Source organism: Pseudomonas sp. ENNP23 (assembly GCF_001728945.1).
Lineage (GTDB): Bacteria > Pseudomonadota > Gammaproteobacteria > Pseudomonadales > Pseudomonadaceae > Metapseudomonas > Metapseudomonas otitidis.
The window spans coordinates 87,804-111,935 of the sequence record NZ_LYSP01000008.1 but is presented as its reverse complement, the minus strand read 5'-3'; the positions used below and the strand labels follow the sequence as shown (position 1 = coordinate 111,935).

Sequence of the window (24,132 nt, the reverse complement as noted above, 5' to 3'; positions counted from 1 at the left end):
ATCGCGGCCGCAGCAAACTCTCAGAGTCACTGAGTCAGAGCAAGTTAAAGAGTTTTAAGTTGTATACGAACCAACCAAAGGACTGACCATGTTCCGCTATTTCACCATTGTTTCAACTGCATTTCTTCTGACCGCTTGCGGTTACCTCGAACACAAGACGCCCGAGGCCAGGCAGCAGATCAAGCGAGACCTCAAAGTGGCCGAGATCACCGATACAGCCGTGACGAGTTATTGCTGGCTCCGTATCGGAGGGGGCGCCAGGTGTAAGTACACTCCAGGTATCAGTGTGCTTACTCCCGATAGCCTGCTCTTGGTTGATTATGAAGATGGTGTCTATGTGAAAAAGGACATTCTCAAGACGGAGGATGTGAAATGTATCAGCGATGTAGATGGTCAGAATTTTTATGTATTCAAAGACCAGCTGGCTGTCTCGATAATTCCGTATACAGAGGTTTATAGATCCCCTCCGGTAAACAATCCCGAGTACCGGGCGAAGGTAATAAGCATGCTGCTGAAAAATGGCCAGCCCTATCTCTCCAGCACTGCCGCGACTGTTACGAAAGCAACAGGCAAGAAGCAGTACGACGTGTATAGCGTTTCCGCCGCCACCGGGCCCGTTCCCATAGTTGTGGGAACCGAGGTTAGAGAGCTCTTCAGTCCTTGCCCGGCAGAAAGTCGATAGGGCGTTCTGAATCTCCGTCGGCCGTTGGTAAAGACGGGGTCTGATTGGCCACCTGTAGGCAGATCGGCCGCCTGCTACAGGTTCTAACTATGCAGCTAGGGAACAGAATGGCGCGGTTGAAGCGATTAGAGGTTGAGCTTGACGGTGTAACCAGCTCCCGCGATCTGCATGCCGTGTTGAGTCGTGCCCTTGGATTTCCCGTTTGGTATAGCGCCAATTGGGAGGCGTTTTGGGACGCGATTACAGGGTTAGTGGACATGCCAGTGCAGCTGGTTTTTTCGGGCTGGCAGGGCCTGGTCACACATTTTCCGGAGGACGCAGAGCATTTGAGCCAATTCCTCATGGGGATGCAGGCCCAATACCCCTCGCTCGCTCCGGTGAAGGTTTTGTGGCAAGTCTCTACCATTGACGCTGTATCCCCGATTGAGCGCATCGAGTTTGCTATTGCGTCACGCGTATACCAACTGTTTTCGCGTGTTGTGAAGCTCGGCTCCCCAATGATGATCAAGACACCTTCAGGTGACTGGCTTGAGGCCACTCTCAATGGCATGACACCAACTGCAGAAGTTGCGTCGATCTTGCAGGGGGATCTTGTTCTACGGGCAGGATTTCCGGCTGCGGATGTACCGGTTGGTAGCAGAGTATTCCTTGTCTCCTTATAGAAGTTTTCCGGCTTGCAGAGAGGCACTCGGTGTAGGGATTTAATTTCTTATGACCGCGAGTCAGGGAGTTACTCAAGGTTGGTGTCTAATCACGCCATTTCACGCAAATACAAGGATTGTTATGCAAAGCATCAATGCGCCCTATAGCGCTATTAACTGCCTGCCTCGTTTGCGGAACCCCCTTCGATTGGTGCTCTCCGCTGCGGTGCTGCTTTTACTCCCAACCATTGCAATTCCTTGCTTCGCCGAACCCACCTTCACCGGAAGCTGGTACCTGGACCTGCGCACGCCCGAGCAACAGGCCGCCCAGGCCGAGTGCGGAGGCGCCGGCTTCGATCTGACCCAGCAGGGCAACACGGTGCACGGGACGCACTACCTCGCCACGGTCAACTGCGGCAAGCTCAACGATGGCGGCGAAGTCCGGGGAACCGTGACGGGCTCCGAAGCCGTTCTGTTTGTCACCAGCGGTCGAACGGGCGAGGTCGTGAAGGGCAAGGCCACGCTGCAGGGCGACACGCTCAGGTGGCAGGTGCTGGAAACGGTCAAGGCCGGCGAGCCGGAGTGGGAGGCGGGGCTGGTTCTGCGGGAGGGGGCGCTGGGAAGGATTGCGGGCTCAGTGGCCAAGTGAGGCGGCATCAAGGCACAAAAGTGACCTGCCACCCGCCATCACTGAACGAGACCTTGCCCTTGACCGGCTGGGTTGCGCAGCACAGCGCATCTTTCGTCCAGTCGGGCTTGAAGCCCGAGAACAGGATCTCGCCGTTCTCCACATAGAGCCGTTCCAGGCGCTTGGGAAAGTCCGTGGGCGTCAGGGATGGCCTGGAACGTTCCGGGTCGACGGAGATCCTGTGGTAGTCGCCGTACTTCATCGTCACCAGCAGGGTTCTGCCCATTGAGCTGCCCCCCGAGCACCCTACGTCCAGGCTGATGGCTGCAACGAAGACGGGTTGCTTCTGGATGCGGTGCTTGACGACGTTGCCGGGGTTGAAAGCAAACCCGCAGCCGATGGCGTTGCCGTAGCGCTCGAGCAGCGCAGGGATGGTTTGCTCGGCTGCCAGGTGAGCCGCTTCCCATATCTGGATGTCCTCGAGTTCTCGTTGCGACGGCTCTGCCCAGCATGGCCAGCTGAGCATGAGCATCAGTAGTGCCAACACACCACCTGACCAGTTCTTCATGGGCGCTCCTGGCGTTTGTGCATTGCCGAGCAAAGCCTCCAGAGGATCAATGGTGTCGCCAGAATCTGGACGCCGAGCGTCGCCTCGAGTAGCGCTTGAGTGGCCATGAATGTGTCGAGTACGGGCGTGTTCAGTGCCGTCAGAACGGCCTGGTAAAGACTGCCCAGGAAGCCGATGAGTCGATCGATCCCCCCTGGCGTCAGAACGGCGACTACAAAAAACAGCATCCGGTTTTGCACGTATCGCCAGGCAATCAGTGTGGAGGCAATGGCCAGCACGATCGGGATGGCTCCCATGATCAAGGAGGGCGGTAGATTCATCGGGTGCATTGTCCTTGTGCGCCTGCACGTCCGGCAGGTTGATGGGTGTTGAGGCTCCAGCCTGACGCCGTCACGTCACTCAGCCGGCTGCTGTCATCTGTGCTTTTCCTGCGGTGCACCGGCCTTCAATGCACCGTGGGAAAACGCTCCTTCACCAGTGCCTGGGCGTGAAAGGCCAACTGGTCCAGCAGCCGGTCGCGCTTGGCCTCGGCTTCGCGTATGGCCTTGCTGCCGTGCTGCTTCACCAGGTAGGCGTGGATCTGCCGCACTTCCTTGGACTGGTAGATGGGGGCGAAGTCCTGCACGGCGACCAGGCCGTCGGAACGGTGGTCACGGGTGTTGAGCAGGACGTGGGGCCCCTGGGCGGCCAGTACGCGCAACCCCATAGCTTCGAAGAGCGGTGCCTTGCTGGCGACGCAGGCCAGTTCGAGGTGAGGCCGCTGGGCGATCACCTGCTGCAGCAGGGCACGGCCGATGCCGCGCCGGCGGTGGCTGGCCTTCACGGCGATGTAGGGGAGGGTGCAGGCCTCGGCGTCGTCCGCGCTCGGCAGAAAGAGGGCAAAGCCGAGCACCTGGGAAGAGTCTTCGTCATCCAGCGCCAGGACGAGCCGCGCGGCGCCGTCCAGCCCGCTGTCCATGGCCTGCAGGTAGAGGTGCACCTCGTAGCCGATCACGTACTGGTACAGCGGGTAGAGCGGGTTGCTGGGCGTCAGCGGTACGGGGCTGATGTCGCTGAAATCGTCCACTACCACCTGCAGGACCTGGCTCTTCAGGGACTCGGGCGGCGGTGTGTCGAGGGTAACGAGGGTGAACATCGGGAAGCAGGCTCCAGGCGTGCCCGATCAGGGGATCGGCGCGGGCGCCATTCTACGTCCTGGCGCTGAGAGTTCGCAGATGGCTCAGTGGTTCCCGGTTGGCTTCTTTGCTGCTCGTCATGTTGAGTACTCCTGACAGTTGTCTTCGATCCAGCACTTCCATTCATTCCATCTTCCAAGGCCGCACCCGCTCCAAGGTCCCGCCGATGGCGCCCCGCAGGCCGCAGAAGGACTGGCAGCGCTGCGCATCCAGCGGCTTCACCACCACCTTGTCCTCTTTGAATACGAGGCTCACCTGGCAGCGGGGTGATGCATCGGGCGTGCCGTAGCCTTCCCAGCTCGCGTACAGGTGATGGTCCGGGTCGTCGGTGAACAGATAGGCGTCGGCGCTGCCTGGCTCGGGCGATGCGATACCCGGTACTTCGCAGCGGGCGGCGCCCGATTCCGACACATAGAAGAACGACAGACCGCGCGCCGTGGCCAGCACGGTGAGGGTCTGGTAATGGCCCGTGGCGGGGGTGACGGCCTGGTAATAGCCGTGCAGGGGCGCTTCGGCCCGAGCGGTCAGACTGCTGGCGCTGATGAGCATGAAGGCGGCAACGCGGAGAGCGGGTGTCATGTCGGCATCCTCTGCATGGCGGGGTACGTCCTTGTGGGCGGCGAGCATACAGCGGCGCGCCGCAGCCTGGCATGCCTTGCGGGCCGTTTTGCCAGAACCGTCTCAGGCGCCAGGCAGCGCCTCTGCTACGCTGCGCGCCCCTGAAAGGCTCTGCCAATGGGGCTTAGCCAGGAACCGGAAGGGAGTCACCCGCATGCACAACGCACAGCTCTCGGGTCGCTACGCAGGGTGCCTGCTTGGCCTGGCCTGTGGCGACGCGGTCGGCACGACCCTCGAGTTCACCCCGCGCAGCGCCCTCGTCCCCATCACCGACATGGTCGGCGGTGGGCCCTTCCACCTGGCGCCGGGGCAGTGGACGGACGACACCTCCATGGCGCTGTGCCTGGCGGAAAGCCTGCTGGAGCGCAATGGGTTCGATGCCCGGGACCAGATGACCCGCTACCTGAACTGGTGGCAATGGGGGTACTGGAGTTCGACGGGGGCGTGCTTCGACATCGGCATGACGGTCCGGGATGCACTGACGCGCTTCCAGGAGACGGGAGAGCCGTTCGCGGGCTCGAGCGACCCTCGAACCGCCGGCAACGGTTCGCTCATGCGCCTGGCTCCGGCTGTGCTGTTCTACTACCCGGACCGCGAGGCAATGAAGTGGGCGGCGCGCCAGAGCTCCCTCACCACCCATGGCGCGGCCGAGGCCATCGAATCGTGCCTGCTGCTTGCGGAGGTCATTGCCAATGCGCTGGCGGGTCAGGGCAAGGACGAGGTGCTGGCGCTGTCCCCGGAGGCCTATGCCGAGCCCGCCATCCGGCGCCTGGCCGAGGGCAGCTTCAGGTACAGGTCACGTGACGAAGTCCAGGGCACCGGCTACTGCATCGCTTCCCTCGAAGCCTCGCTGTGGTGCTTCTGGTCCACCGACTCCTTCGAGGCAGCGGTGCTCGCCGCCGCCAACCTGGGGGATGACGCTGACACCACCGCCGCCATCACCGGCCAGATCGCCGGCGCCTTCTACGGCCGGCAGGGCATTCCGGCCCGCTGGATCGAGCGGCTGCACCTCGCCTCCGAAATCGAAGGCATCGCCGCCGCCCTGTACCGATCCGCCCTGGCACGTTCCGGCTAAGCCGGCGCCGCTTGCAGGCGTCTACAACCCCAGCTCGCTCAACCCGGGATGGTCGTCGGGCCGCCGGCCCTGGGGCCAGTGGAACAGCCGCTGGTCCTCGCGGATCGGCAGGTCGTTGATGCTGGCATGGCGGACCTGCATCAGGCCGTGTTCGTCGAACGCCCAGTTCTCGTTGCCGTAGGAGCGGTACCACTGCCCCTCGGCGTCGTGCCATTCGTAGGCGAAGCGCACGGCGATGCGGTGGCCTTCGAAGGCCCAGAGTTCCTTGATCAGGCGGTACTGCTGCTCGCGCTGCCACTTGCGGGTGAGGAAGTCGCGGATCTGCTCGCGGCCACGGGGGAACTCGCTGCGGTTGCGCCAGCGGCTGTCGACGGTATACGCCAGGGCGACCCGCTCCGGGTCGCGGCTGTTCCAGCCGTCTTCGGCCATGCGCACCTTCTGCACGGCGGTTTCACGGGTGAAGGGGGGAAGCGGGGGACGGGGTTCGGCAGTCATTGTCGGGCCTTGCGAGGTGGGGGACGTGGCTTCAAAGGTAGTCGTCAAAGGTCGAGCACCAGCGGCTGCGGCGTACCGGCGGCGGGCACTGCGCAGCAGATCAGCACCTCGCCCGCGTCTGGCAGGCTGGCTGGTGGCTGCGGGTAGGTCACCTGGCCGCTGAGGATGCGCGTGCGGCAGGTGCCACAGGAGCCGCTGCGGCAACTGAAGTCCGGCTGCAGCCCGCGGCGCTCCGCCAGCTCCAGCAGGCTGCCGCCCTCGGGCTGCCAGCGGGCCTCCTTGGCGGATTGCCGGAACAGCACCGGCACCGCTTCGGTGGCCGCCGGGGGCAGCGCATCGGCTGGGCTGACCGTGTCCGGCCGGCGTTGCAGGCTGGAGGGGCCGAAGGTCTCGGCATGCAGGCGGCCATCGCTGATGTTCAGTGCCCGCAGGCCGTCGTACAGCGCCTGGGTGAAGCCGGCGGGGCCGCAGAGGACGAAGTCGTAGTCGTCGAAGGGCAGCACGGCCTTGAGCAGGGCGGTGTCGATGCGCCCCGCCTGGTCGAAATCCAGCCCCTCCTGCAGCTCTGGTTCCGGCTGGCTGAGTACCCGCAGCCACTGCAGCGTGTCGCCGGCTTCCTGCTGCAGGGCGGCCAGTTCGCGGCCGAAGGCCAGCTCGCTCCCGTGGCGCGCGGACTGGAACAGCCAGACCACACGGCGCCGACGCAGGCGACGGTTCTGGTAGTGCACCTCGCGCAACATGCTCAGCAGCGGCGTGATGCCGACGCCGGCCGCCAGCAGCACCAGTGGGCGGCGTTCCTCCGGGTCAAGCACGAAGCGGCCGCGCGGGGCCTTGGCCTCCAACAGGCTGCCGACGCCCAGGTGCGCGTGCAGGTGCCGGGAGACGAGGCCGTCGCGCTTCACGCTGATCCGCAGGAAGCCGTCCGACGGCGCGCTGGACAGGCTGTAGGTGCGGATCAGCGGTTGCGCCTGGCCCGGCAGGGTGAGCCGCAGCGGCAGGTGCTGACCGGCGGAGAAGACCGGCCAGCCGCCCTGGTCGGCGGGCTCCAGGTAGAAGGAGCGGATGCTGGCGCTCTCGTCCTGCACCCGCGTCACCCGCAGCGGGCGCCAGTGGTCGCGTTGCACGGCGGCCTGCAGGCGGGCCTCGGCCTCATCCCAGTTGCCGGTCATCAGGCTATTGGCGGAATAGCCCTGGAAGGCCCAGCGCAACGCCAGGGCGGCCGGGCGGCGGATGACCTGCTCCACCTCCAGGTGCCAGAGCCGTTCCGCACCCTGGAAGGCGCGGATTTCCTCTCCCTCCAGCGTCAGCTCGGTGCGCCCGCTGAGTTGCAGGATGTCGCCGCTGGCGAAGTCGATGAACAGCAGGCCCGCCTGCGGGTTGAGCAGCAGGTTGCCGAGGGTGTTGAAGTGCAGGTTGCCGGCGAAGTCCGGGATGCTCAGGCGGTTGCCCCGGACCCGGACGAAGCCGGCCTGGCCGCCCCGGTGGGAAACGTCCACGGTTCGGTGGCCATCGGCGAGGGTGACGTAGCTGGCGACGAAGAAGGTGTCGGCGCTGGCGATCACCTGGCGTGCCGCGTTGTCCAGGTGATCGAGATGCTCGGCGGCTGCCGCGGCGGGGGTGGGCTCCGCGACGGTCTCGTACTGGCGCAGTTGGATGTACTGCGGGCAGTTGCCGAAGGTCTGTTCCACGGCGACGCCCAGCCCGTGCCCGTCACGGATCACCACCTGGCCGTTGAGGCGGTTGCGACGCCGGCTGTGCAGCTCGATGCCCAGCAGGCCCACCGCCGCGCCGTCGGTGAGGGCGGCTGCGGCCGGGTCGCCGGCCTGGGGCAGGGCGTCCAGCCGCAGCAGGCGTGGGTCCGGCGAGTGGGCGAAACCGACCGGGCCTTCGAGGACGCTGGCCCAGGGGCGCCCCTCGGCGTCCACCGTGCCCAGCAGCACGAAGGGCAACTGAAGGTAGAAGGCGCGGTGCTGCTCGGGCATGTGGTCGCGGATCACCCGCCGGCCCATGTCCGCCATGCGCTGAGCCACCCCGGCGCGTGCCTGCAGTTGCTGTTCCCCGGCGTGCCAGGGGGAGGGCTCGGTCGGCTGGTTCATGGTGGTGCTCCCGCTGGAGAGGCGTAAGGCCCGGCGCCGCCGTGGCTGCACCGGGGGCACGTCAGGCGCTTTGCAGGCCGGCGGCCGTGCGCGGCATCGGCACGAAGCCGGGCAGCGCTTCGACGCGGGCAAGCCAGGCGCGGACCTGGGGGTAGGGTTCCAGGGACACGTTGCCCTCCGGCGCGTGGGCGATGTAGCTGTAGCCGGCCACATCGGCCAGGGTCGCCTGGTCGCCGGCGAGGAAGGGGCGCTGGGCCAGTTCCTGCTCGATGACCGCGAGCAGCGCGTGGGAGCGGGCGATGGTGGGCTCGGCCTCGTAGGGCGCGCCGAACACGGTGATCAGCCGCGCGGTAGCCGGGCCCGAGGCGATCGGCCCGGCCGCCACCGAGAGCCAGCGCTGCACCCGGGCCGCGCCCAGCGGGTCGTCGGGCAGCCAGCGGCCGGCCGGGTCATGCTTCTTCGCCAGGTACACGAGGATGGCGTTGGAGTCACTGAGCACCACGCCGTTGTCGTCGATCACCGGGATCTGCCCGAAGGGGTTCATGGCGAGGAATTCCGGGCTCTTGTGGGCGCCCTTGGCCAGGTCGACGAAGACCAGTTCCGCCGGGACGCCCAGCAGCGAAAGGAACAGCTCGATGCGGTGGGCGTGGCCCGACAGGGGGTGGTGAAAGAGCTTGATCGGCTTGGACATGATGATCTCCGTGGCGCAGGGGGGAAACAGGGCCGGTCGGCCGTGCTGTGGAGTCATCTTCGGTGTGCAAGGGTTTGGATGGAATCGCCAGGAATGGCAATCCTTTGTTTTGGAATCTGGAATAAACGCCAAGCGGCTAGTCGTCGCCCGTCCCGTTCAGGGCGCCGTGGTTGCGCAAGCCGGCCACCGCCAGGTCGACGAAGCTGCGCACCCGCGCGGCGGCGCGGCGCCCCTCGCGGTACACCACATGCAACGGCACAGGGGGCGGGGCGAAGGCACCGAGAACGGTGCGCAACTGCCCGCTGGCCAACTGATCATGGGCCTGGTAGCCCAGGCAGCGCGTCAGGCCGCCGCCCAGGCAGGCCGCCTGGAGCGAGCCCTGGGCCGTGGCGCAGGTCAGGCGCGGGTGCAGCGGGTAAGGGCGCAGCTCACCGTCGACGCGAAAGCGCCACTCGGGGAGCCGCGAGTCGGCCAGGGCATGGATGATCCGGTGCCGGGCGAGGTCCGCCGGGGCCTGGGGCTCGCCGTGCCGGGCCAGGTAGGCGGGGCTGGCGCAGACCACCCGGCGCACCTGGCCGACCGGCAGCGCCACCAGGGAGGAATCCGGCAGGCTGCCGGCGACGATGGCCACGTCGAGGCCTTCCTCGTGCAGGTTGGGCAGCCGTTCCAGGTAGCGGACGACCACATCCACTTCGGGGAAGCGCTGCAGGTAGTCCAGCAGCATCGGGGTCAGCACCTGCTGCCCGAGCAGCAGCGGCATGCTTACCGTGAGCCGGCCGCGCGGTTCGAGGTGCAGCCCGGCGGCCGAGGCTTCGGCTTCCCGCACCTGCAGCAGCAGCCGCTCGCAGTCGCCGGCGAAGCGCTGCCCGGCTTCGGTCAGCGTCACGCCCTGGGTGCTGCGCTGCAGCAGGGCCAGGCCCAGGCGCTGCTCCAGTGCCTCCACGGCGCGGGTCACGGTGGGCGCCGACAACCCCAGTTGGCGCGCGGCGGCGGCCAGGCTCAGGGTCTGGCTGACGGCGAGGAAGGCCTGCATCTGCCCGTGGCGGTCCATGTTCAGGGCTGCCGGTTGCGGTTCAGCGCCGGGTCCCGGGCCAGGCGTTCTGTGCAGAAGTCGACGAAGGTGCGCACCTTGGCGGCGATCCGCCGTCCGCCCTGGTACACCACGTGGATCGGCAGCGGCGGTTGCTCGAAGGCCTCCAGGACGATCTCCAGTTCACCCCGGCGCACCTTGTCGGCCACCTGGTAGCTCAGCACCCGCGTCAGCCCCCAGCCCAGGCAGGCGGCGTGGATCGCCGCCTGGTTGGCGGTGACCACCAGGCGCGGCTGCGGGCGGATGTTCAGCGGCCGGTCCCCCTCGATGAACTGCCACTCGCCCGGCGCCTGGCTGCTGGACGAGGCCACCACCTGGGCCTCCTGCAACTGCATGGGGTGAGTGGGCCGGCCGTGGGTGGCGAGGAAGCCCGGCGAGGCACAGACCACCCGGCGCACTTCGCCGACGCGCACGGCGTTGAGGCCGCTATCCGGCAGGTGGCCGATGCGCACCGCGACATCGATGCCTTCGTCCACCATGGTGACCACCCGGTCCACCAGCAGCGCCTTGATCTGTACCGCCGGGTGCTGGTCCAGGTACTCCACCATCAGCGGGGTGACGAACAGCTCGCCGAACAGCACCGGCGCGGTAACGCTCAGTTGGCCGCGCGCGGTGGCGTGGCTGCCGGCGGCGGATTCCTCGGCCTCCTCCAGCTCGGCGAGGATGCGCCGGCAGTCCTCCACGTAGCGCTGGCCGGCCTCGGTGATGTGCACGCTGCGGGTGGTGCGGGCCAGCAGCAGGGTGCCGATGCGCTCCTCCAGCGCCGCCACGGCGCGGGTCACGCTGGGTGGCGACATGTTCAGGCGGCGCGCGGCGGCGGCGAAGCCCTGTTCCTCGGCCACGGCGAGAAACACCTGCATCTCCTGGAAACGGTCCATCACGGGCTCCTGTGGGGCGATGCGCAAGAGTGGGGCTTGTGTTGCGTCGCTGGCAACAGATCGTCCCTGGCGATGGGGGTTCTTGCCGGGTGTGTCGGTACGGGCACCGTGCCGGCGGTTTTGCTTGCCCAGGTCTAAGGGGCCGGGCGCCGGGTCTGCTACCCTGCGCGCCCCAATTCCGCTGACATGGAGGTTGCATGCGCATTGTCCTTTCTTACCGTGGCGTTGTTTCCGGGCTGATCTTCGCGCTGGCGGCGCTGCCCCTGCCTGGCCGGGCGGACGAGGCTTCGGCCCCGGCGGTGGAGATCCCGGTGTGGAACCGCAGTTGGGTCGGCACCCTGGGCACCAGGACGGTGGAGGTGTCCCTGCAGCGGGTGGCCGATGGCCTGCGCGGCCGCTATTGCTACCAGCCTTGCAGCAACCAGACGCGCGACGTGCTCAGGCTCAGCGGGCGTATCGCCGGCGAGGGGGCCGAGCTGGGCGAGACCGACAGCAGCCGTGCCAACGTGGCGACGGGGACCTGGCGCATCACCTCGCTGGAGAAGGGCCTGACCGGCACCTGGATTTCGCCCAACGGCAAGCGCTCGTTGCCCCTGGCCCTGCGCCCGGCCACTGCCGAGGACGCGCTGGAGGCGCGCTTCCCCTTCGAGCTGCGCCTGGTGGCGGATGCACCGCCCGAGGAGGAGGGCGACGGTTGCCCCACGCCGCCGATGGTCTCGGCCATCCGCCTGTACAAGGACGGCCAGTTGGTGCAGACCCTGCCCACCGAGTCCCAGGGCACCTGCGGGATGTTCACGCCCTCGCTGATCGACGCCAACTTCGACGGCTGGCCGGACCTGACCATCGCCCAGTTCCTCCCGGCCGGCCCCAACATCCCCCACCAGACCTGGCTCTACGACCCGGCCACCGGCCGCTATGTCGATGCCCCGCCCATGCTGCAGGGCATCAGCTCGGCGGAGTTCGATCCGGTCCACCGCATCGTTTACACCTACTGGCGCGCCAGTTGCTGCGAACACGGCGTTTCCACCTACCGCTGGCAGGACGGCGACGTGCAGGAGGTGGACACCCGCAGCAGCTACCTGCTGCCGCTGATGGACGGCGACAAGCGGCGCCTGTGCTACGTCATGCCCAGCTACGGCGACGGCTTCATCGAATACAGCAGCCGGGTGGAGCAGGGCGACGATGGCCGCCTGCGCCTGCGCGGGCTCGACCCCGCGTCCTGCGACATGGGCGAAGGCAATTTCCTCGAACGCACCTACATCGAAATCTGGAAACCTGCGCCGCCCGGCCAGCCGCCGACCCTGCTGCGCACGGAGGAAACCACCTGGAAACCGGTGCAGACCGCCGCCGGCCAGCGCTACTGCCCCGAAGTGCCGTACTACGACAACGGCCGCATCCGCCGCATGCTGAACGACAACCCGGACCTGTGCAGCGAACAGAACCCGCTGCAACCCTGACCTCGCGCCCGACAGCAGCCCGGCGCATCCCTGGGCTGAAGCCCAGGCTACGGGTGTTTCCGGGCGGAGGGATGGCGCTTCACCTCTCCACCACGAGTTCCCAGGCGTGGCTTTGCGTAGCCCGGACTTCAGTCCGGGAAGGGTGCCGAGCCCGTGCCTGGGTACAGTCCGGCGCATCCCTGGGCTGAAGCCCGGGCTACGGGCGTTTCCAGGCGGGTAGGGTGAGCGGCGCTTCACCCCTCCACCGTGAACTCCCAGGCGTCGCTCTGCGTAGCCCGGACTTCAGTCCGGGACGGTGCCGAGCCCGTGCCTGGGTACAGCCCGGCGCATCCCTGGGCTGAAGCCCAGGCTACGGGTGTTTCCAGGTGGGTAGGGTGAGCGGCGCTTCACCCCTCCACCGTGAAACACCCAGGCGTGGCTCTGCGTAGCCCGGACTTCAGTCCGGGAAGGGTGTGGAGTGTCCCCGGATTGAAGCCCTGGGTACGTGGCAGCCTGGCACCCGTTGAACGGGCCAAGGGGAGGGGCGGCGAGCGGGCGCGCAACGAAAAAGAGCGCCCTGGGGCGCTCCGTTTCGATGGGGTGGGGTCAGCGGTTGAAGCGGTCCACCAGTGAGTACTGGCCGTGGGCGGTGCGGGCCAGCTCTTCGCTCAGCAGGGCGGTGCGCTGGGCTTCGCCCGAGGTCTGGTCGGCGAGCTGGGCGATGCTGCCGATGCGCACGTTGATCTCTTCGGCCACGGCGCTCTGTTCCTCGGTGGCGGCGGCGATCTGGTCGGTCATGGCGGTGATGTTGGCCACGGCTTCGCTGATGCCCACCAGGGCCTGGTCGGCCTGCAGCACCTGCTCGACGCCTTCGTCGGCCTGGCGACGACCGTTTTCCATGGTGCGCACGGTTTCCTCGGCGGTCTTCTGCAACTGGGCGATGAGCTGGTGGATCTGCCCGGTGGACTCGGCGGTGCGTTGCGCCAGGGAGCGCACCTCGTCAGCCACCACGGCGAAGCCCCTGCCCATTTCGCCGGCGCGGGCAGCCTCGATGGCGGCGTTGAGGGCGAGCAGGTTGGTCTGGTCGGCGATGCCCTTGATCACGTCCACCACGCCACCGATCTCGTTGCTGTCCTGGGCCAGGCGGGCGACGGTCTCGCTGGTCTCGATCACCGACTGCGACAGGCGTTCGATGGCGGCGCGGGTCTCGGCGGCAACGTGCCGGCCCTGGGTGGTGAGGCGGTTGGCTTCTTGGGTGGCGTCGGCAGTGCGCTGGACGTTGGAGGCGACTTCCTGGGTGGTGGCGGCCATCTGGTTGACGGCGGTGGCCGCCTGGTCGGTCTCCTGGCGCTGACGCTCCAGCCCGTCGGAGCTGTTGTGGGCCAGGGCGTCGGCCTGGCGGGCCTGGTCGGTGAGGTGCTCGGCGGTGTCCTGCAGGCGGGTGAGGCAGGTCTTGAGGCGTGCCTCCTGGCTGAGCAGGGCCATCTCCAGGCGGGCCTGGTCGCCCCGGCTGTCGGTGTACATCCGTGCGATCAGCGGGTCGGAGGTGGTCTGTTCGGCAAGCTGCAGCAGGCGCTTGATGCCGCGCCCTTGCCAGGCGAGGCCGATCAGCCCGAGTGGCACGGAGAGCAGGGCGGCGAGCAGGAAGCCCCAGTGGGAGGTCAGCCAGGCGCCGATGAAGAAGCCGATCTGGCTGATGAGGATGAACGGCAGCCAGTCCTGCAGCACCGGCAGCCAGCGGTCCTGGCTGGGGATGGCGGACTTGCCAGCGTTGATCCGTGCGTAGAGCGCCTCGGCCCGGCGCACCTGCTCGGCGGTGGGCTTGACCCGCACCGACTCGTAGCCGGTGACCTGGCTGCCCTCGAAGATGGGCGTGACGTAGGCGTTGACCCAGTAGTGGTCGCCGTTCTTGCAGCGGTTCTTGACGATGCCCATCCACGGCCGGCCCTTTTTCAGGGTGGCCCACATGTGGGCGAACACGGCGGGGGGCACGTCCGGGTGACGGACGAGGTTGTGTGGAGCGTGGATCAGCTCTTCCCGGGAATAGCCGCTGATCTCGACGAAGGCCTGGTTGCAGTAGGTGATGACACCCTTGCCGTCCGTGGTCGAAATGAGGCGCTGCTCGGCGGGGTAGGTCCTTTCGCGTTGGGTAACCGGTTGGTTGTTTCGCATGTTGTTCTTCCGCAAGGCTTGAGGCGGGTATCGGCTCTGGTGAACCAAAGTTGAGCCATTTTTTGCCGTGCAGTGTAAACAGTTTGTGTCGTGTCGCCGTCGGGAAAGTTTCCCGCCAACCAGCGACCCAGAGCCTTCGCGGGGCTCCGGGTCGCTCGCAAGTCAGGCCGCGAGCAGCTGGCGCAGCACGTAGTGGAGGATGCCGCCGGCCTTGAAGTACTCCACCTCATTGAGGGTGTCGATGCGGCAGAGCACCTCGACGTTCTCGCGGGAGCCGTCCTCGCGGGTGATCTCCAGGGTCAGGTCCATGCGCGGGCGCAGCTCTACGCCGCTGAGCCCGAGGATGGCGATCCGCTCGCGCCCGGTCAGGCCCAGGCTCTTGCGGTCGGTGCCCTCCTTGAACTGCAGCGGCAGCACGCCCATGCCCACCAGGTTGGAGCGGTGGATGCGCTCGAAGCTCTCGGCGATCACCGCCTTGACCCCCAGCAGGTTGGTGCCCTTGGCCGCCCAGTCGCGGGAGGAGCCGGTGCCGTATTCCTTGCCGGCGATGATCACCAGCGGCGTGCCTTCGGCCTGGTAGCGCATGGCGGCGTCATAGATGGCCAGCTTCTCGCCGCTGGGCACATGCAGGGTGTTGCCACCTTCCTCGCCGCCGAGCATCTCGTTGCGGATGCGTATGTTGGCGAAGGTGCCGCGCATCATCACTTCGTGGTTGCCGCGCCGCGAGCCGTAGGAGTTGAAGTCCCGCGGCTCCACGCCGTTTTCCCGCAGGTAGCGCCCGGCGGGGCTGTCGGCCTTGATGTTGCCGGCCGGGGAGATGTGGTCGGTGGTCACCGAGTCCCCCAGCAGGGCGAGGACCCGGGCTTTTTGCACGTCTTCCACCTTGGGCGGCGCACCGGCGATGTCAGCGAAGAACGGCGGGTGCTGGATGTAGGTGGAGTCGGCCTGCCAGGCATAGGTGTCCGATTCGGGCACCTGGATGGCGCGCCACTTCTCGTCGCCGGCGAAGACCTCGGCGTACTCCTTGCGGAACATCGCGGTGTCGACCTTGGTGATGGCTTCGGCGATCTCCTTCTGGCTCGGCCAGATGTCCTTCAGGTACACCGGCTGGCCGTCCTTGCCTTCGCCCAGCGGTTCGCGGCTGATGTCCAGGCGCACGCTGCCAGCCAGGGCATAGGCGACCACCAGGGGCGGTGAGGCCAGCCAGTTGGTCTTCACCAGCGGGTGCACGCGGCCTTCGAAGTTGCGGTTGCCGGAGAGTACCGAGGCCACGGTCAGGTCGCCCTGCTGGATGGCCTTCTCGATGGGCTCCAGCAGTGGGCCGGAGTTGCCGATGCAGGTGGTGCAGCCGTAACCCACCAGGTCGAAGCCCAGCTCATCGAGGTACTTCGTCAGCCCGGCGGCGGCGAAGTACTCGGTCACCACCTTGGAGCCGGGCGCCAGGGAACTCTTCACCCAGGGCTTGCGCGTCAGGCCCTTTTCCACGGCCTTCTTCGCCACCAGGCCGGCGGCCATCATCACGCTGGGGTTGGAGGTGTTGGTGCAGGAGGTGATGGCGGCGATCACCACGGCGCCGTCGCTCAGGCGGTGGGTGCGGCCCTCGTATTCGTAGTCCATCACGCCGCTCTGTACGCTGCCGCCCACGGCGGTGCCACCGCCGCCCTCGCTAAGCAGGCGGCCGTCCTCCTTGGCGCTGGGCTTGAGTTGCAGGGCGATGAGGTCGTCGAAGGTGCTGGCCACCTGGGTCAGCGGCACCCGGTCCTGCGGGCGCTTGGGCCCGGCCAGGCTGGCTTCCACCGTGCCCATGTCCAGGGACAGGCTGTCGGTGAACAGCGGTTCGTCGCCGGCGTTGCGCCACAGGCCCTGGGCCTTGCAGTAGGCCTCCACCAGTTTGACCGTGGATTCCGGGCGACCGGAGAGGCGCAGGTAGCCGAGGGTCACCTCGTCCACCGGGAAGAAACCGCAGGTGGCGCCGTATTCCGGGGCCATGTTGGCGATGGTGGCGCGGTCGGCCAGGGGCAGGTCGGCGAGGCCGTCGCCGTAGAACTCGACGAATTTCCCCACCACGCCCTTCTTGCGCAGCATCTGGGTGACGGTGAGCACCAGGTCGGTGGCGGTGATGCCTTCCTTGAGCTTGCCGCTGAGCTTGAAGCCGATCACCTCGGGGATCAGCATCGACACCGGCTGGCCGAGCATCGCCGCTTCCGCCTCGATGCCGCCCACGCCCCAGCCGAGCACGCCGAGGCCGTTGATCATGGTGGTGTGGGAGTCGGTGCCCACCAGGGTGTCGGGGAAGGCGTAGGTCAGGCCGTCTTCCTCCCGCGTCCAGACGGTGCGGCCGAGGTATTCCAGGTTCACCTGGTGGCAGATGCCGGTGCCCGGCGGAACCACGCTGAAGTTGTCGAAGGCGCTCTGGCCCCAGCGCAGGAAGGCATAGCGTTCGCCGTTGCGCTCCATCTCGATCTCGACGTTCTGCTCGAAGGCCTCGGGGCTGGCGAAGCGGTCCACCATCACCGAGTGGTCGATCACCAGGTCCACCGGGGACAGCGGGTTGATCTTCTGCGGGTCGCCACCGGCCTTGGCCACGGCGTCACGCATGGCGGCCAGGTCGACCACGGCAGGTACGCCGGTGAAGTCCTGCATCAATACCCGCGCCGGGCGGTACTGGATCTCGCGCTCGGAGCTGCGGGTCTTCTGCCAGGCCACCAGGGCTTCGAGGTCTTCGGGGCCGACGGTTTCGTTGTCTTCCCAGCGCAGCAGGTTTTCCAGCAGCACTTTCAGGGACAGGGGAAGCTTGTCGATGCTGCCGAGGCGCTTGGCGGCCTCTGGCAGGCTGAAGTAGTGATAGGTCTTGCCGTCCACCTCGAGGGTGCGGCGGCTGTTCAGGCTATCCAGGGAAGGCATGTGACATCTCCTTTTGGCCCACACGGCATGGGCCGATACAGGGGGCGTAACCCAGCAAAGCTAGCTCTGCTTGGCGGGGCACGCCATGTTCTGGACCCACGTTCCGCCAGCATGGTTCCTCTTGCTGCATCACTGCGTGCGTAGGAATTTTCCGTCAGTGGCTGTGTGAAATCGGGTGCTGCGGCTCTATAGTGCGCGGCCAAGGAGACACCACCATGAACACCCTGTTACTGCACTGCCGCCCCGGCTTCGAGGGCGAAGTGTGCGCCGAGATATCCGACCTGGCCGCCCGACTGGATGTGCCCGGCTACGCCAAGGGCAAGGCCAGCAGCGCCTATGCCGAGTTCATCTGCCAGGACGCCGACGGCGCTGAGCTGCTGATGCGCGGCCAGCGTTTCGCGCGCCTGATCTTCCCGCGCCAGTGGGCCCGTGGCGGCTTCGTAGCGCTGCCCGAGACCGACCGCATCAGCGTGCTGCTGGAGCAGCTGGGCGCGTACCCGGTGTGCGGCAGCCTCTGGCTGGAGGTGCTGGACACCAATGAAGGCAAGGAGCTGTCGAATTTCTGCAAGAAGTTCGAGGGCCCGCTGCGCAAGGCACTGGAGAAGGCCGGCCGCCTGCAGGATGACCCGCGCCTGCCGCGCCTGCTGCTGACGTTCCGCAGTGGCCGCGAGGTCTTCGTCGGGCTGGCCGAGCCGGACAACTCCGCCCTCTGGCCCATGGGCATCCCGCGCCTGAAGTTTCCCCGCGAGGCGCCGAGCCGCTCGACTCTGAAGCTGGAGGAGGCCTGGCACACCTTCATCCCCCGCGAGCAGTGGGAAACGCGCCTGTCCGGTGACATGACCGGTGTCGACCTGGGGGCTTCTCCTGGCGGCTGGACCTACCAGTTGGTACGGCGCGGGATGCTGGTCACCGCCATCGACAACGGTCCGATGGCCGAGAGCCTGATGGACACCGGCCTGGTGCAGCACCTGATGGTCGACGGCTTCACCTACAAGCCGAAGCAGCCGGTGGACTGGATGGTCTGCGACATCGTCGAGAAGCCGGCGCGCAACGCCGCGCTGCTGGAGACCTGGATCGGCGAGGGGCTGTGCCGCGAGGCGGTGGTCAACCTCAAGCTGCCGATGAAGCAGCGCTACGCAGAAGTGCAGCGCCTGCTGCAACGCCTGGAAGAGAGTTTCAAGGCGCGCCGCATCAAGGTGGCGATGGCCTGCAAGCAGCTCTACCACGACCGCGAGGAAGTCACCTGCCACCTGCGGCGCCTCGGCTGAGGCCGCCGCTCAGTGGGGCAGGGGCTGCAGCTCCGGCAGCTCCACTTCACCGGCCAGGCTCACCTGGCCCGGCCACCAGGACCCGTTGAACAGGTACTGCCCGCTGAAGCCGCTGAAGCGCAGGCCGAGGCGGTCACCCGGTTGCAGCCGGGTGCTCACCGAAGGCAGGCGCACGTCGGCCCGCGCGGCCAGCGGGGTGACCTGCTCGCTCAGCACCTCCACATCCCCGTTGGCCCGGCGCACGGCGAGGGCGGCGAAGACTTCGTGATCGTCCTCCCGGGGGCGCAGGTGCAGCAGGGGCGGCCCGACCAGGGCTGCCGGCTGTTCGATCTGCTTCAGCTCGACAAAGGCCGCCGGCTGCAGCCAGCCGCTGGTGGCAGGGCGCAGGCGGGTTTCCGGCAGCGGCAGCGGGCCGTCCAGGCGCGGTGCTTCGTGCAGGGCCAGGCCCTCGTCGGTGGACAGGCTCAGGCACAGGCGCGGGATGCTGTCCGCCGCGCCGTGACGGCCGCGCAGGCGGTCTTCGTACCAGTTCACCACGGCGGTTTCGAGGTTGAGGGCCTGGCCATCGCAGTGCAGCACCGGTTCGTTGTTGAAGGGCGGCAGGCCGCTCCAGCGCTGCAGCGGTGGCGGCAGGATGTGCCCGCCCTGGATGCCCAGCAGGCGCACGTCGGCGCTGCCCTGGCGCAGGCAGTCGCGAATGGCCAGGCCCTGGTCGAGGGGGAAGAGGGTGTCGCGCAGGCCCTGGATCAGCAGGGCATCGGCTCGCGGGCGGCGGCCTCGCTCGCAGTAGGCCGCCAGGCTGTGGGCGTGGAGTTCGTCGCGCACCGGCTCGGTCAGTTCGCCGCCGGCACTGCGCAGGTAGGGCGCCTGGATGAATTTGCCGAGGTCATAGCCGGTGGCCAGGCCGAGGCTGACCAGTACGCCGGTCCAGCCCACCTTGAGGCGGCCGCCAGGGGCGAGGGCGTCGGCCAGGTCGTACCAGGTGGCGATGGGCACCAGCACGTCGATGCGCGGGTCTTCGCTGGCGGCCAGCAGTTGCACGGCACCGCCGTAGCTTTCCCCGAGCATGCCCACGCGCGGGTCGCCAGGGCCGTCCTCGGTCAGGCGCGGTAGATGGGCGCTGGCCCAGTCCACCACGGCGAGGGCATCCTGCACCTCGTAGCGCGGGTCCATCATCTCGATGTCGCCTTCGCTGCCGCCCCAGCCGCGCTGGTCGTAGCTGACCACCCAGTAGCCGGCGCGCCAGGCCCGCAGGGCGCTGCGCCCGGAAATCATGCGCTGGCCGTAGAAACCGTCCGGCCCGGTGACCCGCCAGCCTCCCCAGCCGTGGGTATGCACCACCAGCGGGGCGGTTTCCCCGGCGGCGAGGGCGGGCTGGAACACGGTGGCGGAGAGCCGCGTGCCGTCGCGGGCGATGATCACCGCGTCGTACCAGGTGGCGGGCAGGGCCTTGCCGGCCTGGGTGGCGTAATCGGGCAGGTGGTCGCGGGCGGCGCAGCCGCCGAGCAGGAGGAGGGCGAGCAGCAGGCAGGTCAGGCGCATGGTGGTTGGGCATTTGATGGGCGTGGCGCGGCAGGCTACCACCGTTGCGTTCCGTCCGGCGGCCCATCCAAGGTCGGGCTCGGGAGTGGGCGGACGCGGCGCTTTGCGCGACAATGGCGCCCCTTCGACGGAGTGCCCCATGACCGATCAGCCCGATGCCATTCTCGACGCCACCGGCCTCAACTGCCCCGAGCCGGTGATGATGCTGCACAACAAGGTGCGCGACCTGCAGGCCGGCGGCCTGCTCAAGGTGATCGCCACCGATCCCTCGACCCGCCGCGACATTCCGAAGTTCTGCATGTTCCTCGGCCATGAGCTGGTGGACCAGGCCGAAGAGGCGGGGACTTACCTGTACTGGATTCGCAAGAAAGCCGATTAGCAAACAGGGCCCGAAAGGGCCCTGTTGCGTTGGGGCGACGTTCTCGCCGGGTCAGGCCGCAGCGGCCGGGCGCTGGCTCAGGTGGCGGATGTGCGCCCGGGCGCTGCCGGTGATGCGGTAGCTGAGCATCACCGCCGCCACCGTCAGGCCGACGATCAGCCCTTGCCACAGTCCGCGCGGGCCGCTGGCTTCGCCCAGCCAGTCGGTCAGCCCCAGCACCCAGCCCACCGGCAGGCCGATGCCCCAGTAGGAGAACAGGGTGATGACCATGGTGGCACGGGTGTCCTGGTAGCCCCGCAGCGCGCCGGCGGCAGTCACCTGGATGGCGTCGGAGAACTGGAACAGCGCGGCGAACACCAGCAGCGAGGCGGCCATGGCGATCACCTCCGTGTCCGGCGTGTAGATGCCGGCGATGCCGTGGCGCAGCAGCAGCATCAGGCTCGCCGAGAGGCAGGCGTAGGCCAGTGCGGTGACCATTCCGACGCCGGCGGCGAAGCGCGCCTCGCGGGGCTCGCCACGGCCCAGGGCCTGGCCGACGCGCACGGTGACGGCCATTGCCAGGGAGTAGGGGATCATGAACACCAGGGAGCTGAAGTTCAGGGCGATCTGGTGGCCGGCCACCACATTGGCGCCGAGGCCGCCGATCAGCAGGGCGATCACCGCGAAGATGCTCGATTCGGCGAACACCGCGATGCCGATGGGCAGGCCCACCGACAGCAGGCGGCGGATCACCGACCAGTCGGGCCGCTCGAAGCGGGTGAACAGGGCGCTGCTCTGGTAGACGCGGGCGAAGCGCACCCAGCCGAGCATGCCCAGGAACATCATCCACATCACCGTGCCGCTGGCCCAGCCGCAGCCCACGCCGCCCATGGCCGGGAAGCCCAGGTGGCCGTAGATCAGCACGTAGTTCAGCGGGATGTTCAGCAGCAGCCCGCAGATGCCCAGCACCATGCTCGGGCGGGTCTTGCCCAGGCCGTCGCTGAAGCAGCGCAGCACCTGGTAGAGCGCCACGGCCGGCAGCCCGTAGGCGATGCCGTGCAGGTAGCCCATGCTCGGGGCGATCAGGTCTTCCTCCACCCCCATCAGGTGCAGCACCGGCTCGGCGCACAGCAGCAGGCCGGCACCGCCCAGGCCCACGGCCACGGCCAGCCACAGCGCCTGGCGCACCAGCGGGCCGATCTCCCCCTGCTGGCCGGCGCCGAAGCGCTGCGCCACCTTGGCGGTGGTGGCCAGGAGGATGCCGGTCATCAGCAGGAACACGGGCACCCAGATGGAGTTGCCCAGGGCCACGGCGGCCAGGTCGCGCGGGCTCACGCGGCCGGCCATCACGGCGTCGACGAAACCCATGGCCGAGTGGGAGAGCTGGGCAATGATGATCGGCAGGGCGAGGGTGAATAGGGCTCGGAGTTCGCGACGGGTACGGTCGAGGCGAGTTCGAATGGTCACGGGAGGTCTTTCCATGGCTGTGTAGCGTTCACCGGTACGGCGGTGGCGTCCGTCTTGCGTATGCCCGGCGAGCACCCCTAAAAACTGGCTGCGTGGCCATCGCTGCGTTAAAAACACGCTCGTGCGCGAGTCCGATCAAAATGCTCATTTACACTGCGTAAACTGCGCTTTTTCGCCTGTTTTTGCCTTGCGCTGACTGCCTCGCTTACGTTTTTAGAAGTGCCCTGTCGGGCCGCCTGACTGCGATGGGCTCGCAGCGGGCGCTGAAGCGGCCGTGGCAGGGGGACTGCCGGCGATGGGGAATCAGCGGAGGCGAAAGACCGCGTAGTCTACGCGTTGACGCATGGGTCAGGAAAGGGCTGTAGGACCTTGCGCGACGGATTCCGTAGAATGCCCACCCCGCCCATGGAGTGCCCCCATGCAGATCCTCGCTGACGAGAACATTCCCCTGGTCGATGCCTTCTTCGGAGGCTTCGGCAGCATCCGCCGCCTGCCCGGCCGGGCCATCGACCGCGCCGCCCTGGGCGATGCCGAGGTGCTGCTGGTGCGCTCGGTGACCCATGTGGACCGCGCCCTGCTGGAAGGCAGCGCGCTGCGCTTCGTCGGCACCTGCACCATCGGCACCGACCACCTGGACACCCAGGCCCTCGACGCGGGCGGCATCGCCTGGTCCAGTGCGCCCGGCTGCAACGCCCGGGGCGTGGTGGATTACGTGCTAGGCAGCCTGCTGACCCTGGCCGAGGACGCCGGCATCGACCCGGCCAGCCGCACCTATGGCGTCGTTGGCGCCGGCCAGGTGGGCGGGCGCCTGGTGCGGGTGCTACGCGAGCTGGGCTGGACCGTGCTGGTCTGCGACCCACCGCGCCAGGCGGCCGAGGGGGGGGACTACGTGGACCTGGACACCCTGCTGGCGCGCAGCGACGCCATCAGCCTGCACACCCCGCTGGAGAAGGCCGGCGACCACCCCACCCATCACCTGCTCGATGCCACCCGCCTGGCCGCCCTGCGCGAAGGCGCCTGGCTGATCAATGCCGCCCGTGGCGCGGTGGTGGACAACCGCGCCCTGCGCGACGTGCTGGGCCGGCGCCCGGACCTGCGCGTGGTGCTGGACGTGTGGGAGGGCGAGCCCGAGGCAGACCCGCAACTGGCCGCGCTGTGCCGCATCGCCACCCCGCACATCGCCGGCTACAGCCTGGACGGCAAGCTGCGCGGCACCGAGCAGATCTACCAGGCCTTCTGCCGGGCCCTGGATCAGCCCGAGACGGTGCGCCTGGCCGATCTGTTGCCGGCGCCCTGGCTGCCCGAACTGGCTCTGGATGCCAGCGCCGATCCGCAGTGGGCGCTGTCCATGCTCTGCCGCGCGGTGTACGACCCGCGCCGGGACGACGCCGACTTCCGCCGCAGCCTGGTGGGCGACGCCACCCAGCGCCGCGCCGCCTTCGACGCACTGCGCAAGCACTACCCGGTGCGCCGCGAGATCGATGGCCTGCGGGTACGCCTGCTGGGCGAGTCGCCCGCGTTGCAGCGCTGCATCTGCGCCCTCGGCGCGACCCTCGCCTGACCTGCGGCGTGCTGCCGCGCAACGGCGCCGCCTGCCTGCCGCTGGCGCCGTGCTATAACCCTTGGACTTCAAGCCCCGCAACCACGGAGATGGACGAATGAGCGACACCCAGAACACCCCCAAGTCGAATGCCGCCGAAATCCTCAGCAGCTATGACCTGAGCACGGCGAAGGACTTCGAGTGGACGGGGCGCAGCATGGACTGGTTCCTGCAGATGCTGGTGCGCCAGGCCAACGAACTCGGCGTGGAAGTGGGCATCACCCTCACCGTCGGCGCGGGCCTGGTCAGCGGCACGCTGATCTCCGTGGAGAGCTACTTCGACCTGTTCGCCCAGGAATACGCCCACTCCTGGCCGGAGGAGGGCCGCGAGGACATCCGCGCCACCTTCGCCAAGCTCGGCGTCATGGCCAAGTCCACCGGGGAAGACCCCAACCTGCTGCCGCCCCAGTACATCCACCTGCGTGATGTCAGCGTCTATGCCGCCGGCGGCCTGACCTGCACCGGGCTGACCCTGTGGCGCGGCACCCTGGCCTCGGTCACCGGTTTCAACCTCGGCACCCTCAGTTGATCCTGCCGACGGCCCGCATGGCCGTCAGTTCTGGCCGTCCGGCCGCTTCGTCCTGAAGCGGCTTGGGCGTTCGGAAGCCCTTCTCGTCTCGCTCGCTGTTCATGAGCCCGTTCGCTTCGGTTGGGAGCGGCGCATCGTGACACCCCATGAGCACTATCGAGCGGACGGATTTCCGCACCGCCAGGCCGGCTCCTTCGTGCGCCTGGCCAGCCGGGCCAT

Annotated in this window: 22 protein-coding genes; 9 read left to right on the top strand and 13 right to left on the bottom strand. The window is 67.7% G+C overall.

Going from position 1 to position 24,132, the window contains the following annotated elements; genetic code table 11:
* The first annotated feature begins 88 nt into the window (after positions 1-88).
* From A9G05_RS06935 to A9G05_RS06925, 3 genes are all read left to right on the top strand, one after another.
* Positions 89-682 (top strand): hypothetical protein, encoded by a 594-nt coding sequence (locus A9G05_RS06935; RefSeq protein WP_069560268.1) that lies wholly within the window; start codon positions 89-91, stop codon positions 680-682.
* 107 nt (positions 683-789) lie between these two features.
* Complete coding sequence (locus A9G05_RS06930; protein ID WP_083272513.1) at positions 790-1,344, top strand: barstar family protein; 555 nt, start codon at positions 790-792, stop codon at positions 1,342-1,344.
* 121 nt (positions 1,345-1,465) lie between these two features.
* Positions 1,466-1,972, top strand: coding sequence for a hypothetical protein (locus A9G05_RS06925; protein ID WP_069560266.1), 507 nt, complete (start codon positions 1,466-1,468; stop codon positions 1,970-1,972).
* A 7-nt stretch (positions 1,973-1,979) separates the two neighbouring features.
* Here A9G05_RS06925 and A9G05_RS06920 read toward each other — a convergent pair whose 3' ends face one another.
* From A9G05_RS06920 to A9G05_RS06905, 4 genes are all read right to left on the bottom strand, one after another.
* Positions 1,980-2,519 carry a hypothetical protein gene (locus tag A9G05_RS06920; RefSeq protein ID WP_069560265.1) on the bottom strand — a complete coding sequence of 180 codons (540 nt, stop codon included), beginning with the start codon at positions 2,517-2,519 and terminating at the stop codon, positions 1,980-1,982.
* Positions 2,516-2,839 carry a hypothetical protein gene (locus A9G05_RS06915; protein ID WP_069560264.1) on the bottom strand — a complete coding sequence of 108 codons (324 nt, stop codon included), beginning with the start codon at positions 2,837-2,839 and terminating at the stop codon, positions 2,516-2,518. Before A9G05_RS06915 ends, A9G05_RS06920 begins: the two co-directional genes overlap by 4 nt.
* A gap of 125 nt (positions 2,840-2,964) precedes the next feature.
* Entirely contained in the window at positions 2,965-3,654 is a 690-nt protein-coding gene (locus tag A9G05_RS06910) for a GNAT family N-acetyltransferase (RefSeq protein ID WP_069560263.1), read from the bottom strand.
* A gap of 163 nt (positions 3,655-3,817) precedes the next feature.
* Positions 3,818-4,273: a hypothetical protein gene (locus A9G05_RS06905; protein ID WP_139131093.1), complete on the bottom strand. Its 456-nt coding sequence runs from the start codon at positions 4,271-4,273 to the stop codon at positions 3,818-3,820.
* 193 nt (positions 4,274-4,466) lie between these two features.
* Between A9G05_RS06905 and A9G05_RS06900 the strand changes: the two genes are divergently transcribed.
* Positions 4,467-5,387: an ADP-ribosylglycohydrolase family protein gene (locus A9G05_RS06900; protein ID WP_069560261.1), complete on the top strand. Its 921-nt coding sequence runs from the start codon at positions 4,467-4,469 to the stop codon at positions 5,385-5,387.
* Positions 5,388-5,408: 21 nt separating this feature from the next.
* Here A9G05_RS06900 and A9G05_RS06895 read toward each other — a convergent pair whose 3' ends face one another.
* The 5 genes from A9G05_RS06895 to A9G05_RS06875 form a co-directional block, all read right to left on the bottom strand.
* A complete protein-coding gene (locus tag A9G05_RS06895; RefSeq protein WP_069560260.1) occupies positions 5,409-5,882 on the bottom strand; it encodes a nuclear transport factor 2 family protein in 474 nt (157 codons plus the stop codon).
* A gap of 44 nt (positions 5,883-5,926) precedes the next feature.
* Positions 5,927-7,978 (bottom strand): pyridoxamine 5'-phosphate oxidase family protein, encoded by a 2,052-nt coding sequence (locus A9G05_RS06890; RefSeq protein WP_069560259.1) that lies wholly within the window; start codon positions 7,976-7,978, stop codon positions 5,927-5,929.
* A 61-nt stretch (positions 7,979-8,039) separates the two neighbouring features.
* Complete coding sequence (locus tag A9G05_RS06885) at positions 8,040-8,669, bottom strand: glutathione S-transferase family protein (RefSeq protein ID WP_069560258.1); 630 nt, start codon at positions 8,667-8,669, stop codon at positions 8,040-8,042.
* Between the two features lie 136 nt (positions 8,670-8,805).
* Complete coding sequence (locus A9G05_RS06880; protein ID WP_069560257.1) at positions 8,806-9,720, bottom strand: LysR family transcriptional regulator; 915 nt, start codon at positions 9,718-9,720, stop codon at positions 8,806-8,808.
* A 2-nt stretch (positions 9,721-9,722) separates the two neighbouring features.
* The gene (locus A9G05_RS06875) at positions 9,723-10,637 is read right to left on the bottom strand and encodes a LysR family transcriptional regulator (RefSeq protein ID WP_069560256.1); all 915 of its coding nucleotides are present in this window, start codon (positions 10,635-10,637) and stop codon (positions 9,723-9,725) included.
* 197 nt (positions 10,638-10,834) lie between these two features.
* Here A9G05_RS06875 and A9G05_RS06870 point away from each other — a divergent pair, with 197 nt between their 5' ends.
* Entirely contained in the window at positions 10,835-12,094 is a 1,260-nt protein-coding gene (locus A9G05_RS06870) for a nitrite reductase (protein ID WP_069560255.1), read from the top strand.
* 585 nt (positions 12,095-12,679) lie between these two features.
* Here the strand turns inward: A9G05_RS06870 and A9G05_RS06865 are convergent.
* Positions 12,680-14,245 carry a PAS domain-containing methyl-accepting chemotaxis protein gene (locus tag A9G05_RS06865; RefSeq protein ID WP_069560254.1) on the bottom strand — a complete coding sequence of 522 codons (1,566 nt, stop codon included), beginning with the start codon at positions 14,243-14,245 and terminating at the stop codon, positions 12,680-12,682.
* 162 nt (positions 14,246-14,407) lie between these two features.
* Positions 14,408-17,149, bottom strand: a complete 2,742-nt coding sequence (acnA, locus tag A9G05_RS06860; RefSeq protein ID WP_069560253.1) for an aconitate hydratase AcnA — start codon at positions 17,147-17,149, stop codon at positions 14,408-14,410.
* A 215-nt stretch (positions 17,150-17,364) separates the two neighbouring features.
* On the opposite strand from acnA, the gene rlmM reads away from it, so the two are divergent.
* Entirely contained in the window at positions 17,365-18,417 is a 1,053-nt protein-coding gene (gene rlmM / locus A9G05_RS06855; RefSeq protein ID WP_069560252.1) for a 23S rRNA (cytidine(2498)-2'-O)-methyltransferase RlmM, read from the top strand.
* Between the two features lie 9 nt (positions 18,418-18,426).
* On the opposite strand, the gene A9G05_RS06850 is transcribed toward rlmM, so the two are convergent.
* The gene (locus tag A9G05_RS06850) at positions 18,427-19,959 is read right to left on the bottom strand and encodes an alpha/beta hydrolase (protein ID WP_069560297.1); all 1,533 of its coding nucleotides are present in this window, start codon (positions 19,957-19,959) and stop codon (positions 18,427-18,429) included.
* 139 nt (positions 19,960-20,098) lie between these two features.
* On the opposite strand from A9G05_RS06850, the gene tusA reads away from it, so the two are divergent.
* Positions 20,099-20,338: a sulfurtransferase TusA gene (gene tusA, locus A9G05_RS06845; protein ID WP_044403704.1), complete on the top strand. Its 240-nt coding sequence runs from the start codon at positions 20,099-20,101 to the stop codon at positions 20,336-20,338.
* Between the two features lie 51 nt (positions 20,339-20,389).
* Here the strand turns inward: tusA and A9G05_RS06840 are convergent, their stop codons facing one another.
* Positions 20,390-21,799 (bottom strand): MATE family efflux transporter, encoded by a 1,410-nt coding sequence (locus A9G05_RS06840; RefSeq protein ID WP_069560251.1) that lies wholly within the window; start codon positions 21,797-21,799, stop codon positions 20,390-20,392.
* Positions 21,800-22,202: 403 nt separating this feature from the next.
* On the opposite strand from A9G05_RS06840, the gene pdxB reads away from it, so the two are divergent.
* Both pdxB and A9G05_RS06830 read left to right on the top strand, forming a co-directional pair.
* Complete coding sequence (pdxB, locus tag A9G05_RS06835; protein ID WP_069560250.1) at positions 22,203-23,345, top strand: 4-phosphoerythronate dehydrogenase PdxB; 1,143 nt, start codon at positions 22,203-22,205, stop codon at positions 23,343-23,345.
* A gap of 97 nt (positions 23,346-23,442) precedes the next feature.
* Complete coding sequence (locus A9G05_RS06830) at positions 23,443-23,913, top strand: hypothetical protein (RefSeq protein ID WP_052807548.1); 471 nt, start codon at positions 23,443-23,445, stop codon at positions 23,911-23,913.
* The last annotated feature ends 219 nt before the right edge of the window (positions 23,914-24,132 follow it).